General features: G+C 37.0%; 12 protein-coding genes, 1 tRNA gene and 1 riboswitch. Of the genes, 2 read left to right on the top strand and 11 right to left on the bottom strand.

Annotated features, from left to right (window positions below; translation table 11 throughout):
* Positions 1–205 precede the first annotated feature (205 nt).
* Complete coding sequence (locus IGI80_RS08115) at positions 206–868, top strand: TetR/AcrR family transcriptional regulator (protein ID WP_002358755.1); 663 nt, start codon at positions 206–208, stop codon at positions 866–868.
* 80 nt (positions 869–948) lie between these two features.
* Here the strand turns inward: IGI80_RS08115 and IGI80_RS08110 are convergent, their stop codons facing one another.
* The 5 genes from IGI80_RS08110 to rpoN form a co-directional block, all read right to left on the bottom strand.
* On the bottom strand, positions 949–1,740 hold the full coding sequence (locus tag IGI80_RS08110; RefSeq protein WP_002358753.1) for an alpha/beta hydrolase: 792 nt from the start codon (positions 1,738–1,740) through the stop codon (positions 949–951).
* A gap of 38 nt (positions 1,741–1,778) precedes the next feature.
* A complete protein-coding gene (locus IGI80_RS08105; protein WP_438723206.1) occupies positions 1,779–3,245 on the bottom strand; it encodes an MDR family MFS transporter in 1,467 nt (488 codons plus the stop codon).
* 170 nt (positions 3,246–3,415) lie between these two features.
* A complete protein-coding gene (gene metK / locus IGI80_RS08100) occupies positions 3,416–4,600 on the bottom strand; it encodes a methionine adenosyltransferase (protein WP_002355656.1) in 1,185 nt (394 codons plus the stop codon).
* A riboswitch (SMK box riboswitch) is annotated at positions 4,598–4,693 on the bottom strand. It overlaps the preceding gene by 3 nt.
* 122 nt (positions 4,694–4,815) lie before the next feature.
* On the bottom strand, positions 4,816–6,693 hold the full coding sequence (locus tag IGI80_RS08095) for an acyltransferase family protein (RefSeq protein WP_033592938.1): 1,878 nt from the start codon (positions 6,691–6,693) through the stop codon (positions 4,816–4,818).
* A gap of 200 nt (positions 6,694–6,893) precedes the next feature.
* Entirely contained in the window at positions 6,894–8,225 is a 1,332-nt protein-coding gene (rpoN, locus tag IGI80_RS08090) for an RNA polymerase factor sigma-54 (RefSeq protein ID WP_002366210.1), read from the bottom strand.
* Positions 8,226–8,283: 58 nt separating this feature from the next.
* Here rpoN and IGI80_RS08085 point away from each other — a divergent pair.
* Positions 8,284–8,355, top strand: a tRNA-Arg gene (locus IGI80_RS08085).
* 656 nt (positions 8,356–9,011) lie between these two features.
* On the opposite strand, the gene IGI80_RS08080 is transcribed toward IGI80_RS08085, so the two are convergent.
* The 6 genes from IGI80_RS08080 to IGI80_RS08055 form a co-directional block, all read right to left on the bottom strand.
* The gene (locus IGI80_RS08080; protein WP_002355647.1) at positions 9,012–9,212 is read right to left on the bottom strand and encodes a cold-shock protein; all 201 of its coding nucleotides are present in this window, start codon (positions 9,210–9,212) and stop codon (positions 9,012–9,014) included.
* 233 nt (positions 9,213–9,445) lie between these two features.
* Positions 9,446–9,853: an NUDIX hydrolase gene (locus tag IGI80_RS08075; protein ID WP_174090021.1), complete on the bottom strand. Its 408-nt coding sequence runs from the start codon at positions 9,851–9,853 to the stop codon at positions 9,446–9,448.
* A 25-nt stretch (positions 9,854–9,878) separates the two neighbouring features.
* Positions 9,879–11,666 (bottom strand): glycerophosphoryl diester phosphodiesterase membrane domain-containing protein, encoded by a 1,788-nt coding sequence (locus tag IGI80_RS08070; protein WP_002363211.1) that lies wholly within the window; start codon positions 11,664–11,666, stop codon positions 9,879–9,881.
* A 29-nt stretch (positions 11,667–11,695) separates the two neighbouring features.
* Positions 11,696–12,205 (bottom strand): SA1002 family membrane protein, encoded by a 510-nt coding sequence (locus tag IGI80_RS08065; protein WP_002358746.1) that lies wholly within the window; start codon positions 12,203–12,205, stop codon positions 11,696–11,698.
* Positions 12,206–12,378: 173 nt separating this feature from the next.
* Complete coding sequence (locus tag IGI80_RS08060; RefSeq protein ID WP_002388795.1) at positions 12,379–12,762, bottom strand: bacteriocin; 384 nt, start codon at positions 12,760–12,762, stop codon at positions 12,379–12,381.
* A 24-nt stretch (positions 12,763–12,786) separates the two neighbouring features.
* Positions 12,787–16,137: an isopeptide-forming domain-containing fimbrial protein gene (locus IGI80_RS08055; protein WP_438723205.1), complete on the bottom strand. Its 3,351-nt coding sequence runs from the start codon at positions 16,135–16,137 to the stop codon at positions 12,787–12,789.
* Between the last annotated feature and the right edge of the window lie 333 nt (positions 16,138–16,470).

The raw sequence follows: 16,470 nt of genomic DNA, 5'->3' as shown, positions 1-16,470 counted from the left end.
TGCGAATTCTTCCCCATTACAAAAAAATCAATTTGCTCATTGACTTCACCAATTTAACACTGTAAAATAAGGCCGATTCATAATTTACCATTTTTAGTGGTAAAATACAAGCGAACAAGTTAATTTTTCACAAGTTTTTCCTATCATAAAGTGTACCTTCTTTTTGATAAACTTACGAAGATAACGTTTAATAGGAGCTAAAATCATGGAACCGAAATTATCAAAAGACACGATTATTGCAGCCGCATTTTCTTTGTTAGAAAAAAGTCCCACTTTAGAACAACTTTCTATGCGTAAAGTCGCCAAACAGCTTGGTGTACAGGCGCCCGCAATTTATTGGTATTTTAAAAATAAGCAAGCCTTACTTCAAAGTATGGCTGAAGCGATTGAAGAGCACTTTCAAGAACCTGCATTATGTGGTGAATGGTATTCTGACTTACTAGCCTTCATGGAAAACTATTATGATCTCTATCAACAATTTCCCTGTGCCGTAGCTATCGAAATCCAAACCGTCCCTGCCTATCCCCAACGATTACGCCATTTGAATCAAATGATGGGCATTTTAAGAGAAGCAGGTTTTTCACCAGAAATGACTCATTTAGCAGTAACGTCTTTACAACATCTTTTATTTGGGATGATTATGGACGCAACGGAGGAAAAACAGCTCGTTTCGCAAGTATTGAACGGAGATGACTATTTAAAAGAACAAGTGCTGCACATGAAACAATATGTCTCCGACAATGAGTTAACGTACATGGAGGAAAGCATTCAATTTCGACACTCCATCCACCAAAAATCCGCCTTTATTCAAGCCGTTAAAACCTACTTAGATGGGTTGCAAGCAGACAACACATCTTCATCTAAATAAAAAAAGCCCTTGGTCCGTCAGTCATTTCGACTGACGGACCAAGGGTTAACTTTTAAAATAAATAGCGAAAACTACTTTCTCTATTTTGGTATTGGTAGCCAAGCCAAGGCTTTTTGAATCCATTCATCCCAGAACACCCAGTCATGTTCTCCTGGTCCAGTTTCAAAAGTGTAACTTGCCTGTGCCTGTTCCAACGCTTGAGCCATCTGTTGATTAGCAGAAAGTAACATATCTTGTTCCCCACAACAAAGGTAAAATTGGGGCATTTCTGTTTGGCTTTCTACTAATTGTTGTAATAAATACAGCGGATCGTGAATGGAACCTTCAATTTGATCTAACGGGCCAAAAATACCTTCCCAATAGCTTCGCTTACGGACTTTTAATAATTCCCCAAAACTAGTGGATGATAAACTGACTGCCCCAGACAAAGAAGCAACGGCTGCAAAAGATTCTGGTTTCGCTAATCCTAATTTCAAGGCGCCATAACCACCCATTGACAAACCAGCGGCAAAGGTTTTTTCTCGTTTTGTACTTAACTGCGGAAAGAGTTGATGACAAATTTTCGGTAATTCTTCTGAGATAAACGTCCAATAGTTCATATCGTATTGCGTGTCCGTATACCAAGCTAAATCCGTGGACGGCATAATGACAGCAATCCCCAAATCAGCGACATACCGCTCAATAGAGGTTCTGCGAGCCCAGACACTGTGATTCCCTCCCATCCCATGTAATAAATACAACACGGGAATATCTGTCAATGCTGCTTGGGTACTTGTGCCCACTTTTTTTACCGTTTCTTGTGGTAAAATTACGTTCACATTCACTTCCATTTCCAATAAATTTGAATAAATATTTGCTTGTAAAAAGGCCATCTACTTTTCCCTCCAATACTCTTTCTATTAGTGTACCACTAAACCTTCGCTCGTTGCGCTTTTGCGAAAATATTTAACAAAAGAGCGACAACAACTAAGCCCGCACCGACTAAGTAAACATTATGCAGACCTGCATAGAGGATACCGCGTAATGGTTTTAACAACGCAGCTGGAATTAAATTTGCAGTATGTGGATTCACTAATTGATTCATGACATCTGCATCGACGTTTAACGCGCTCGCTTCCAATTTCGCAAACATTCCTGCATTTAAAATCACACCAAAAATTGACACCATCACAGTCTGCCCAATTGTACGCACCAACGTATTAAACGATGTTGCAACCCCCATTTTTTCAGGCTCCACTGTACTTTGTGCTGTCACCGTAGTCGTTGTGATAGTAATCCCAAAACCAACTCCTAAGACAGAAGACACTACAAAGAAAAGCCAAAACGGAACGGCCATTGGCATTACCACTAAAAAGATGGCCCCGACTAATAGAATAAATAACCCAATCGTTAAGACTTTTTTCATAGCATATTTTTCCATAAAGCTACTTGCTATAAATGATCCAGCCATCCAAAGTAACGACATAGGCGCTAAAACTAAGCCACCAATTCCTGCACTTTTTCCTAAGACACCTTGCATCCACATCGGAATGTAGACATCAATCCCCATTAAGAAACCGCTAATAAGCGCTGCAATAAGATTTACTAAAACAAACGTTGGTTGATTAAATAAATGCAAATCAATCACTGGGTCTTGCGCGCGTTTTTCTATCATCACAAACGCTACAAAAAAGAGCACACTCAAACTTAAACAACCAAATGTTACTAATGTAAAACCATTATCGCTAATCATTTGAAAACCTAGCAATAACGTTAGCAGCACTACCATCAAAGTAACGCTGCCCAAAATATCCATTGGCATCTTGGTCCGTTCCCGCTTTGGTTCAACTAAGAAAATACTAATCAAGCCCAATAAAACAAGTCCAATAGGAACATTAATGAAGAAAATCCAATGCCAACCGACTGTATCTACAATAAAACCACCTGCTAACGGACCAAAAATACTAGCAATTCCCCAGGCGGCACTGTTTAAACCTAAAATTTTCGCTCGCTTGTCCAATGTATACATATCGGCAATAATCGTTAACGCAACTGGTAAAATTGCGCCTGCCCCCACACCTTGAATTGCGCGGGCAATAATTAAAGTCAACATATCTTGAGCAAAGCCACACAACGAGGAGCCCAAAATAAAAATGATAATGCCAATCATGAAGACAGGTTTACGACCAATTTTATCCGCAAGTTTCCCATAAATCGGTGTTAACATCGCATTCGTTAATAAATAAATTGAAAATACCCAGTTCATAATTTCCATGCCATGTAACGAGCCGACAATCGTTGGCATCGCAGTAGACACAATGGTCCCTTCAATGGCTGTCATAAATGTTGCCACAAAAACACTCACCGTGACTAACTTAACATTTGTTTCTTTTGCCATTTGTTCACATCCTTTTCTATTCAATTGTCAATTTTCTAAATTGCTCCATAGCTATTCTATACAAAAAAGAACAAAATGTCTTAAAAAAATGCTTTTTCATAAAAAAATTATTACAAAAAAAAACAAGAAGTCAGCCAAGTATTGGCTGACTTCTTGTTTTTTTTATTTAATTATTCAGCTAAACTAGCTTTTAACGCTTCAACTTTATCTGTTTGTTCCCACGGTAAATCAATATCTGTTCGACCAAAATGACCATAAGCCGCAGTTTGTTTATAAATTGGGCGACGTAAATCTAGCATTTCAATAATACCTGCTGGACGTAAATCAAAGTTTTTACGAACTGCTTCGATTAATTTACTTTCTGGAAGATCACTCGTACCAAACGTATTAATAGAAATAGACACTGGTTGCGCCACACCAATTGCATAAGCTAATTGGACTTCTACTTTTTTCGCCAAACCAGCAGCAACAATGTTTTTCGCGATATAACGCGCAGCATAACTAGCAGAGCGGTCAACTTTGGTTGCATCTTTTCCAGAAAAAGCACCGCCGCCATGACGAGCATAACCGCCATAAGTATCAACGATAATTTTACGACCAGTTAAGCCGGCATCTCCTTGAGGGCCACCGATTACAAAGCGACCAGTTGGGTTGATAAAGTATTTTGTTTCATCATCTAAAAGTTCATGAGGGATCACCTCATTGATTACTTGTTCTTTAATGTCTTTTTCGATTTGTTCTAAGGTTGTTTCATCATCATGTTGTGTACTGATGACAATCGTATCCACACGTTGTGGTTGACCTTGATCATCATATTCCACTGTTACTTGAGATTTTGCATCAGGACGTAAGTAAGGTAAGACTTTTTCCTTCCGCAATTCTGCTAAACGGCGAACCAAACGATGACTTAACGCGATCGGTAATGGCATTAATTCTGGTGTTTCGTCAACGGCAAAACCAAACATTAAGCCTTGGTCACCAGCGCCAATATCGTCTTTTTCATCTTGATCACGCACTTCTAAGGCTGCGTCAACCCCTTGAGCGATATCAGGTGATTGCTCATCGATTGCTACAAGAACTGCGACAGTCTCTCCATCAAATCCATATTTTGCTCGTGTATAACCAATATCTTTCACAGTTTGACGAACAATTTTTTGGATATCTACATAAGCTGTTGTAGAAATTTCTCCAAATACTAGGACTAAACCAGTTGTTACGGATGTTTCACATGCCACGCGGGCCATCGGATCTTTCTCCAAAATCGCATCTAAAATTGCATCACTGACTTGGTCAGCTACCTTATCTGGATGTCCTTCTGAAACGGATTCTGATGTAAATAAATGTCTTTCTGTCATAATGTTATTCCCCCTAAATAGTTTCGGTTACAAGGCATCTTTAGTAAGTAACGACAATTACTTGCTAAATCCTTTCGGGAACTTGTAACAAAAACAGTATACCAGATATCTAAAAAAAAAGCTTAGGTTTTCAAGAAAATCATTAAATTACCTATATTTACTTTTCCTATAACAAAAAACTTCCAGCCCCTTTCATCTGAGCTGGAAGTTTCTTGCTACTGTAAAATTTTCTCCGCGATAAAGTGTGTATATTGCTCGCCACCTGTCACATTTGGATGAACTCGGTCATCATAAAACCAATCATCATGGGCGTTACTATAATTAAACCAGTCAATGACCGTTAAGTTATCGTATTTTTTGTCCATTTGACTAAGTAAACTATTCACTTGATTTTGCCATCTTCTAGTTGGGACGCGAACATTAATCCAATAAACTTTTCGATTACCTAACGCTTTCATAAATTCATCAAATTGTGCCTCTGTAAAAGGACCATTCGTACCTAAACTCACTAAAACAGTATCTTTAAGCATTTTCTTTTTGTCTAGTTCACCAATTAGTGAAATGCTACTATACAATTGACGGCCCACTTCCCCATCGATAATCATTTTAGGGAAAATATCTTGTAACCCGCTAGCACCATCTAGAATAACAGAATCACCAATAGTTGTGATTTCTAAATTCTGCGCTTTTTTTACTTGCTCTGGTGTGAGTTGTGTGGGTAGAACGTCTTGGCTTTCACTCGGTTTTGTACTACTTTCTGTGGACGTGCTACTATTTTTCGTGCCACTTTCTTGGACTTCTTTTTTACGTTCTTCAATTTTTTGCTGATTTTTCGCAATATTTTTTTCTAGTTGCTCTTGTTGCGCACTTTTAGCGTTTGCTGGAGCCACAATTAAACCGAATACTGCAATCACGCTAATCACTGTCATAAAGGCCATTGTCCCTTTTTCACGAAGGTCCCACGGTTTCCGTAAGAACTCAGTGAATTGAGTCCAGACATCCTTATAAGACAATCGTGTCAGTGGATGTTCGATAAAACGATAAGACAATTCGCTCACGACTAAAATTAATGCTATTTCAACCAATGAATGTAGAAAAACATGGTCCGATAAGGTCTTAATTTTGGCCTCATAAAAAATCATGATGGGGAATTGATACAAGTAAATGCCATAACTCCGTTTACCTATCCACGTAAAGACTGGATTCGTTAACCAACGATTCATATCTGCCCCTGGATGTGCAGTGACGGCCACTAAAACGGTGGCTGCCAAACTAATTAAAAACATGCCGCCGTAATAAACAAAATTTGTATGATCTGATAATGTTAAAAAGGCTAATACTAAAAGAATTAAGGCACTTAAACCAGCGCCATTTAAGATTTTTTTAGAGGCTTCTGGAATTTCTTCTTTCAAACGTGTGCTTGGCCAAACATACGCCAATGCACTACCTAGTAAAATAGAAAAAACACGTGTGTCTGTTCCATAATAGACACGTGTAGGATCTGCGCCAGGAACATATAAAACGGCCATCAGCGTCACCGAAATTAAAGCGCCGATTAAAACTAAACTGAAAATTCGACCGCGCTTACGAACAAAGCGTTCCAGAAGAATAAAAAGTAATGGCCAAATTAAATAATTTTGCGCTTCAACTGCCAATGACCAAATATGTACAAATGGCGATTGTGTCGCAAATCCATCAAAATAAGAAAACCCTTTAAGAATTTGCCACCAGTTGTTGTAATAAAAAACACTACTAGCGACAACGCTGCGAATATTGTTTAATAAATCCTGCTGAAAGAGTGTAATATAACTAACTGCACTTAAAAGCATCACGATTAATGCTGGATACAGCCGTTTCATCCTTCGCACATAAAATCCTTTTAAATCAATGGTCTGATTTTCTGCCCATTCTTGCCGCAACAAGTCGTTAATAAGATAACCTGAAACAACAAAGAAAATCGGAACACCTAAGTAGCCACCTCGCATGACTTGGGGAAAAAGGTGATACAAAATCACGCCAATTACAGCGATCGTCCGAATGCCATCAAAACCTGTAATATAGCGTTTTTTCTTGCTATTTGCTGTCTGATTCATTTGTGCTTTCCAACTTTTCTATAAAATTATTCTTTTCCTTTATTTAAAGAAGCAAGTAACTTTAATATACGTTTTTTCCTAGGAAATGGCAAGCAAACTTTGCCTCCTTTAGGCTTTTTTTACAATTCAAAAAACCAGCATTTTTTAAATCACAAAAAAACAACCAAAGCTTATGAAAATCACTCATAAGCTTTGGTTGTTTACTCATATCGTTTTCGTTTAGATGAAGATGGAATCCCTAGGGCTTCACGATATTTTGCTACCGTTCGCCGGGATATTTCCATGCCTGAATCTTTTAATCGCTCGACTAATTTTTGATCAGATAACGGTTTACTTTTTACTTCTTCATCAATTAATTTTTGTAGTTGCTTTTTAACCATCGTTGTTGAGACATCCTCGCCATCTTCTTCTGATGAAAGAATACTTGTTGAGAAGAATGAGCGCAATTCAAAGACGCCAAACGTGGTTTCTAGATATTTTCCATTGACCGCACGACTAACTGTCGATTCATGAATAGACAAAGCATCCGCAATTTCTTTTAAAGTCATTGGTTTTAATGGCCGATCTGCTTCTAAAAAGAAGGCTTCTTGACGGCGCACAATTTCTTGCCCTACACGTAAAATTGTATCCCCCCGCTGATTCACTGCGCGCTCTAACCATTCAAATTCGTTTTTCTTATCCTTAATATATTCTTGGACTTCTTTGTCGTCAGTCTCTTGCATTCGTTTGAAATAATTTTCTTGAAAATTTAATGTCGGTCGACCAGCTTTGTTGGAAATCACCACTATTCGATCTTCCTTGATTCGGACAGTTAAATCTGGTCGAATATACAATTCCTCGGTCGCATCAAAAATATTCCCTGGCGCTGGCGATAACGTTTGTATATAATCAAAAATCAATTGAATTTCTGCTAATTCAATCCCGAATTTTTTAGCTAACGGGCCCCATTTACGACTCACTAAGGCATCAAACTCTTCCTCCAATAAAATATACGCTAAATTAGGCGCGGTATCGTCTCGTTCTGTTTGTAGCATCAAACATTCTTGTAAATTGCGTGCCCCCACACCTGCTGGATCTAGCTGTTGTAACAAAGTTAATGCATCTAGCATTTGAATGGCGCTTGCTTCGGTTTTCTCTGCCGCTTCTTCTAATGAAATCGTTAAATAACCATTCACGTCTATATATTCTACTAAAAACAATACCAATGTTCGCAAGTATGTATCGCGGTAATTCAAATGAATTTGATCAATTAAAGACTCAAATAATGATAAATGATAGTCTGGAATTTGATTCATATAATTATTTTCTTCGTCTTGGTTGGTGTAAGAACGACTAGTTATCGGAAAATCTGTGGTGTACTGCGTGTCTACTTGTAAATCAATTAATGGATTCTCTAGTGCTTTCGCTTCAACAAAGGCAGCCAGTTCTTCCGTATTAAATTGTAAAATTTGAATGGATTGTTGAAGCTGTTGAGTCATGGCCAACTTCTGGACTTGTTTTTGTTGTTGGGACATTCGTTGCTCAAATTTCATTATTTTCGTCCTCCCTCTTGTAATTTTTGTCAATATCAGCTAAACTAGTATTCGTGCCGCGCCCTTAGTGTAGTGGATATCACGTAAGATTCCGGTTCTTGAGACGGGGGTTCGATTCCCTCAGGGCGCGTTATTTAAATATGTTGATTTATCAACGTTTCTGGACACTCTTTATTCATCTAAAGAGTGTTTTTTTCTTGTTTAGGAATGATTTTTCTATCCGTAGTTTTTTTAAATGTTGCTTGTGGCAAGCTCAATCGCACTTAACGCGACAACATTTGTTCTGCTTCAGCTACAAATCCAATAAGGTTAAAACTCCTCCGTTCCTATTGTAACGCATAACGTTTCCTTTTTCTATCTGCTAAACAAAGTATTACGACAAGCAAACACCTGCTTCTCTCTTAAAGATCCCTTTCTGATTATATAGTAAATTGCTTTTAATTTGTTAATTATTTTACCTAAAACTTGATACCCTAATTAAATAAAGAACCTGGGGCAAAAATCACTTTGGATTTTTGTCCCAGGCTTAAAACCTGATAATTGGCGAGAACAGAACCGTTCAGCTCCGACCTCTAAAATACTTAATTAGAAATATGCTACCCGCAATCACACCAATTATGATTACTAGCCAAAATAATCCACTTACAAGTAACAGCTCAGTTAAGGTCATCTTCAGATTCTCCTCCTTTAAATGGCCTCTGCTTTGTTTTGCTATGTAATTAATGGCGAGATCAGACAACAGCTATCAAAAAAACGGACCAACACGTGGTCCGTTTTCATTCATTATTAAGCTTTTACGATGTTCGTTGCTTGTAAGCCGCGTGGACCTTCTTCAGTATCAAAAGTTACTGCTTGGCCTTCGTCTAAAGTTTTAAATCCATCTGATTGAATAGCTGAAAAATGTGCAAATACATCATTGCCATCTTCACCTGTAATAAATCCAAAACCTTTGTCTGCGTTAAACCATTTTACTGTACCGTTGTTCATATATATTTCCTCCTAGTGCATAAAAATATGCAAGTTATTGCAAAAAATGTTGAGTGGCAAAAGGAGAAGTATAGTTTTTAAATATATAACTCAAATTACTTATCAAAATTGATTACTTAATTACTATAACACATTTATTAGGAATAAACAATGCCCACGACTTTTCCTTGGGCTTTCTAAACTAATCAAAGATGCGCTTGACAAAGCCCTAGCAAAAGACACTCCTATTCTCTCTATTTCCAGTTAGTTTTGTTTAATTTTAAATAATCGCTACGCACCAAATAATCAAATAGCGGAGCTAATCCTGGTGAAAAATTTACTTCCTCAAACCGCTTAATAAATTGTACGCCTTTAATTTTATTTGGTTCGTTCAGGGTAACTTTTCCTTGGGCTTGTTTGGCAAAATAAAAATGTCCTTGCCAAACGATTGAATCAAAAACAAGTGGTCCAGTAAAAATTTCTTCAAGTTCAGTAATTTCCACTGCTAACTCTTCTTTCATTTCACGAATCGCACATTCCAGCGCTGATTCACCAAGTTCTTGTTTTCCGCCAGGGAAATTCCATGTGTCTGGCCGATCTTTTAAGATAAGAATTTCATCAGATTGATTTTTAAGAAGTACTCGCGAAAATTCTTTTTTCATTTCGTTTAACCCTTTTCTTCATTTTTTATTGAGAAGCCACACTTGGTAGCATAAAAATATAATGCAAAATACGATCCGCATACGATGGATTTTTTTCAAAGTCATTGACTTCTTCATTGACTAACTCCAAATCATCGGTAATCACTCCAGCGACATCCATAAAGAGCATTTTACTTAATACCTCTGAGTCATTAACTGTCCAAGCATAAACTGCTTTTTTCTGTTGGTCAGCTTTTAAAATGAAGGTATCGTTCAACGTGGTAGCTTCCATTGTATACAAATCAGCTTGTGTTTCTGGAAAAGTGAAATTATAGGGCAAAATAAAACTAACTTTTACTTTTGATTTGGCTTTTTTAAACGCTTTGATCACATTGTAGTCGAGAGATTGAACCTGATGGTTATTCTTTATCAAAGGACGTTCATATTTTTCAATAAAGTTAGATAGCGCACCTTGACTATCTTGTTTAGACGTTTTAATTTCTACTAGTAATTTTTGTTTGGCTTGGTTTGCTTTCGCTAAATAATCATCAAAACTGGCAATTGGTGCTTCTTGGCCATTTTCTTTAACGGTCATTTTTGTTAATTCAGCCAACGTAAATTCTTGCGGCGTGCCATCAACGCCGGCGAGTTCTTGAAGGTTTGCATCATGCATCACAACAAATTGATGGTCTTTGGTTTCTTGAACATCAATTTCAATATAATCTGGTTTAAATTTAATGGTTCTTTCCATAGCAGGAATAGTATTTTGCACGCCATTACTATTGGTGACCCCTCGATGCGAAATAATCAAAGGTTTTGATTCTAATAGCCCTGTTAAGTAAACAGCGTTGAAAATTATATAGCCGCCAAAAATGGTGAATAGTCCTAGGCCCATTCCGATAGTCACTAATTTATTACGTTTCGTTTCTTTGTCAAAGGCAACTTTTGTCGTCGTTTCTGCTTGAACATTTAATTGTGTATATAAGAAATTAATCAGTAATACTGAAAGCCAAGCATTAGAGACAAACTGTAAAAATTGGACAACCGTTAAATTTAAAATACCACCTAGCAAGCTAATGGTATCGCTCAAGGTATCTAACTTCAACTGTAGAAGATAAAGTAACACATAAATAACATACGTTGAAACAAATACCGCGATCGTCACAAATGCAATATTACGAATAATGAACCATAATCGTTTGTTTGTCATTGACCAACTAGCCTTAACTGCCTCGCCCGCTTTTTTTCTCTCCAGAATCATTAATGGAAGCGTGTAAATGAAACGAATAGCTAAATACCAGACTAATAACCCAAAGGCCAGTAACCCAACCAAGTAAGGAATTCGTTGGGACAAAAATTCAACAATAAAATCTGGAATCACAAATTTCGTCAATAGATTACTTTGGAAAATCAGGTTACCAAAAGGGACAATGACAACAAAATAACCGAAAAAGAATAACCACGAACGGGCACCTTGCTTTTTAAGAACCTTAAAAGATGCCTTGGTAACTCCTTTAAAATGAAAACGATGGTCTTGCCGTATTTGAAAAATCCCTAATAATAAAAAGGTAAACTGATAAAAAACTGCACCTAAAAAAAGTAACAACAAGAGAATTAATAACACCAGAGCAAGCGGCTTTTCTAACAATAAATTCAGGTTATTAAACGAAAGATAAGGAATACCTTGAGTTTTTAGTGCGTTGGAAGTAGCCCAACTAAAAGCCCCACCCACCAATAATAATAAGACATTTAAAGTAAAAAATAACCATAAGTACTGCAAGATGTCTTTAAAAAATTGCCTTGTTCCATTTTTAAATGTTTGCCAAGCAGACATACAAACTCCTCCATTCTAAAAGTATCTGATTAAAGTTCTTCCATACGAATCCTAAATAAAACAACGGCAATCCAAATTGAAATAAATGATGGCAAAATAACAATAATGATTGCGACTGGCTCATCAATAGTTCCTTGTAACGTATTTTTTACTTCTGAAGAAACAATAAACTGATCAAAAATCACTTGATAAATAGTAACATAAATCAATACCCATTGAATATAATATTCAATTATTTTCATTAAAGCGATGGGTAAAACAATTTTTTTCGTCGTTAAATTCAATAAAAAATATAACAAAAGACTCGTACTGATGATAACGACTATCCCTAAAAGAAATAACGACTCTAACCGCTGCCCTATTACGTTTGCAACGCCTATTGTTAATAATAAATACATAGCTACCGAAATTAAGATGCTCACACTTAGCATAACAGAAAACAAAAGTAATGCCTTAAGAAAAAGCCACTTATCAACTCTTTTATTTCCAATCAATAAACCTAAAAGAATCACCGACAAAAGTAAAATCAATTCAATCATTCGTTCCTCCTCCCAAAACAAATGAAAACAAATTCATATGTTCGCGTTTATTTTATCAAACTAAAATGTATTTGTAAAATATTTCACATGTTATTTAATAAACGACTATTACTAGAAAAAAGACAAGCCAAGTTTCCTTTATTTAGGAAACTTGGCTTGTCTTTTTATTCTTTTTACTTCGTTATTTTTTGATAGTTTGCGAATAATTGATTCGCATCTCCTTCTCCATCAATTTTCTTGAGATGGCCGTTATCTATTTTAAACATAGATGGCACATGTAAAACTTTATTTTCTCGGATAAATGTTGACCATTCCTTCATGGTCTCTTTGTTGGTTAATTCTACATAGTAAACCTGTTTAGGTGCTTGCAATAGTTTCTCGAAATCCTGACAATCTGAACAGTTTTTCTTTTTTAAAACAACATAAAATGTTTCGCCAGAGTGCTTTTTTTCTTGATACTCATTGAAACTTAATTCCTTTTTATGCGGAATAAATGTAAAACCTACCAACAAACTAAGTAACAAAATTAACAGACTGAACGCAATTTTTTTATTCATGTTTTTTCTTCCTTTTTAGTTTGTCTAATTTTTTCTTTTTTTATTTTTTGTTATGCCAAAGCTAATAGCCACTATAAGGACAATTAAACCTGCGATCATGTAAAGTGGATTTACTGTTGTATTAGTCATTGGTAAATGAATTCCTTTACTTGCTGATTTTCCAAAATTGACTGGGTTCGTTGGTGCTTGATGATTTGTAGGCGTCAACGGTTTTTTCGGTTTTAGCGGTTGTTTAGGTTCAGGTTTTTTTGGATCTTCTGGCGTTGGTGCAGGCGGTGTTACAGTTGGTTTGTTGGAATGCAACACGTCCCCTTCGTTGCCAAAGTTTAAGTCCGCTTGGTTGGGAATCCCGCCTTGTTCAATATAAGGCGCTAATTCTTCGTCCGTTGCGTCAGCTTTGATTTTAGTAGTAATGGTCATTGTGTACGTATGACCACTCAAATAGTCATAGCTGTCTGCTTGTTTGTTCATTTCAAAAGTTACTTTGTTATTTTCTTGTGTTACTTTGCCGTTAGCTGTAACATCTTTGCCATTTTCATCATTAACTTTCACGTCTGTAATGTCTAACACTTTATTAATGTCATCTACCATGCTGGCTTGGGTCCAAGTGCTTGTTTCGTTACCAAAGGCTGTTTTGACGTTCCATTTAAATTCTTGGTCACGATTAGTTAAGTCTAAATGTTCTTGGCCTTCGATATCTTTTGTAATCGTTGGATCTTCTGGCGTTGGTGCAGGCGGTGTTACGGTTGGCTTGTTGGAATGCAACACGTCCCCTTCGTTGCCAAAGTTTAAGTCGGCTTGGTTGGGAATGCCACCTTGTTCAATATAAGGTGCTAATTCTTCATCGGTTGCGCCGTCTTTGATTTTAGTAGTAATGGTCATTGTGTACGTATGACCACTCAAATAGTCATAGCTGTCTGCTTGTTTGTTCATTTCAAAAGTTACTTTGTTATTTTCTTGTGTTACTTTGCCGTTAGCTGTAACATCTTTGCCATTTTCATCATTAACTTTCACGTCTGTAATGTCTAACACTTTATTAATGTCATCTACCATGCTGGCTTGGGTCCAAGTGCTTGTTTCGTTACCAAAGGCTGTTTTGACGTTCCATTTAAATTCTTGGTCACGATTAGTTAAGTCTAAATGTTCTTGGCCTTCGATATCTTTTGTAATCGTTGGATCTTCTGGCGTTGGTGCAGGCGGTGTTACGGTTGGCTTGTTGGAATGCAACACGTCACCTTCGTTGCCAAAGTTTAAGTCGGCTTGGTTGGGAATGCCACCTTGTTCAATATAAGGTGCTAATTCTTCATCGGTTGCGCCGTCTTTAATTTTAGTGGTAATAGTCATTGTGTACGTATGTCCAGCTAAGTATGAGTAGCTGTCTGCTTGTTTGTTCATTTCAAAAGTTACTTTGTTATTTTCTTGTGTTACTGTGCCGTTAGCTGTAACATCTTTACCATTTTCATCTGTGATTTTTACATCAGTGATATCTAGCACTTTATTAATGTCGTCCACCATGCTGGCTTGGGTCCAAGTACTGGTTTCGTTACCGAAAGCTGTTTTGACGTTCCATTTAAATTCTTGATCGCGGTTGGTTAAATCTAAATGTTCTTGTCCTTCTACGTCTTTAGTAATATTTGGATCAACAGGTGGCGGTGTTACGGTTGGCTTGTTGGAATGCAACACGTCACCTTCGTTGCCAAAGTTTAAGTCAGCTTGGTTGGGAATCCCGCCTTGTTCAATATAAGGTGCTAATTCTTCGTCCGTTGCGTCAGTTTTAATTTTAGTGGTAATAGTCATTGTGTACGTATGACCGCTTAAATAGTCATAGCTGTCTGCTTGTTTGTTCATTTCAAAAGTTACTTTGTTATTTTCTTGTGTTACTGTGCCATTGGCTGTAACATCTTTACCATTTTCATCTGTGACTTTTACATCTATAATGTCTAATAATTGGTTAATATCATCTACTAAACTGGCTTGGGTCCAAGTGCTTGTTTCGTTACCAAAGGCTGTTTTGACATGCCAATCGAAACTATCTTCACGATTGGTTAAATCTAAGTGCTCTTGATTTTCGATATCTTTTGTAATCGTTGGATCTTCTGGCGTCACGTCACACGCATGCGCATTGTCATTTTTAGGAATCGTCGCTTCTGGAAATTCCTTAGCAATTGTTCCTTGATTCATTGTCCCACTACTTACAAGGGTTGCTGCATCGATCGCTGTATTTTCTTTGACTTCGTAGTGAATCGTGATGTTTCCTACGTAACCTTCTGTACTAGTTGCTGAAATGGTTTGTCCGTTAATTTGAACAGGCACATCATTTCCAGCATCGTCCGTAGCGGTCGCCGATTGAATATCAAATTGATTGGCAATCGTTAATGAAGCTGTTGCTGGTGTCGATTGCGCCAGACGATCTTTGACAATTTGTTTTAATTGGGTTGTAAAATCATCAATAGATTGGCTTGTAATAAAATCTTCTGGTGTGCTAGACCCTTGTTGCAACTCTTGTTTTACAAAAGGACCCACTTCTGTTTTATATTTATCAAAGTATGAATTCACTGAACTTAAAGATTCAACACTTTCCCAATACGCATTAATCATTTCATAGCCTTGGTTAGTAATTTCTTGGTTTAACGCTAAAACTTCTGCTGCTGCACCTTGATAGTCATTACTATACTCAACCGAAACTTGAAAAGGATGTCTTGGATCTGTATATTCATTGATTGAATCATTGGTGTTGGTTTTATGCAAGTAACCATCTAAACGTGTATTAGCGACCCCATCTGTCACTAATAAGAAATATGTTTTTCGATTCGTTAAATCTCCGTGTGTTTGATTGTACGTATCTAAAGCAAGTTTCAATCCTGAGGCAGTTGGTGTACCACCATACGTCCGAACATCTCCAAATCCAGAGACAAATTGGCTTTTATCATGGGTTAATTGAGTATCAACACGCACATTCATATCATAATCAGCTGAATTAATTTTTACTTTTCCATCAGGAAATATAAATTGTTTTCCGCCACGATACGAAGCCAGCATCACACGGTCTTGATCAGATAATCCTTGAACCACTTCATCAATCGCTTGCCTTACATGTGGAAAATTATCTGAAAAACTACCACTGGCATCTTCAACAACCACTAAATCAACCGGTTCCGTTTCACCCGCTTGAACTGGGAAAGCAGCTTGTCCTTCCAATATCCGTTTACAGTCAGCCAAACTGTCGTCTTTCACTTTCACCGTATTGGTCATTCCTTCTGTATCTCCTGCTTTAACCACTCCTTCGGCTAAAGCCAATGTGGGACTGAAATTTCCCACAACTGTTCCAGCGACAATCACCATTGTCGATAATAATTTCGTTGCTTTCTTAAACATTTTAATCCTCCCTATTTTCTTTCGCTAGTGTTTGGGACACTTGCTTCTCTTTACTTCAACTACAGCTCCTTAAATCTTTCATCAAGTCGATGTGTCTCCTTATTTTTGTGACACATCTCTTACTCAATTTCTGATTCTATCACCTTTAAAGGCTAAAACTTGGCAGTATTCGGCTCTTGAAAACGTAAAATTTGTCTTTTAAAAATTAATGAAAAGACTATCCACTGACAAAGTTGGTTTTTACTTACTTTTTGCTACTTGATTCCTTTTAAGACTCTTTTTTTACACAAAAAAAGTAAAAGAACCTTTACAGTCCTTTTACTTAATTGTTAG

The organism is Enterococcus sp. DIV1420a, from assembly GCF_051712165.1.
Taxonomy (GTDB): Bacteria; Bacillota; Bacilli; order Lactobacillales; family Enterococcaceae; genus Enterococcus; species Enterococcus faecalis.
The sequence above is the reverse complement of the archived record's forward strand: the minus strand, read 5'-3'. Positions and strand labels throughout refer to the sequence as shown.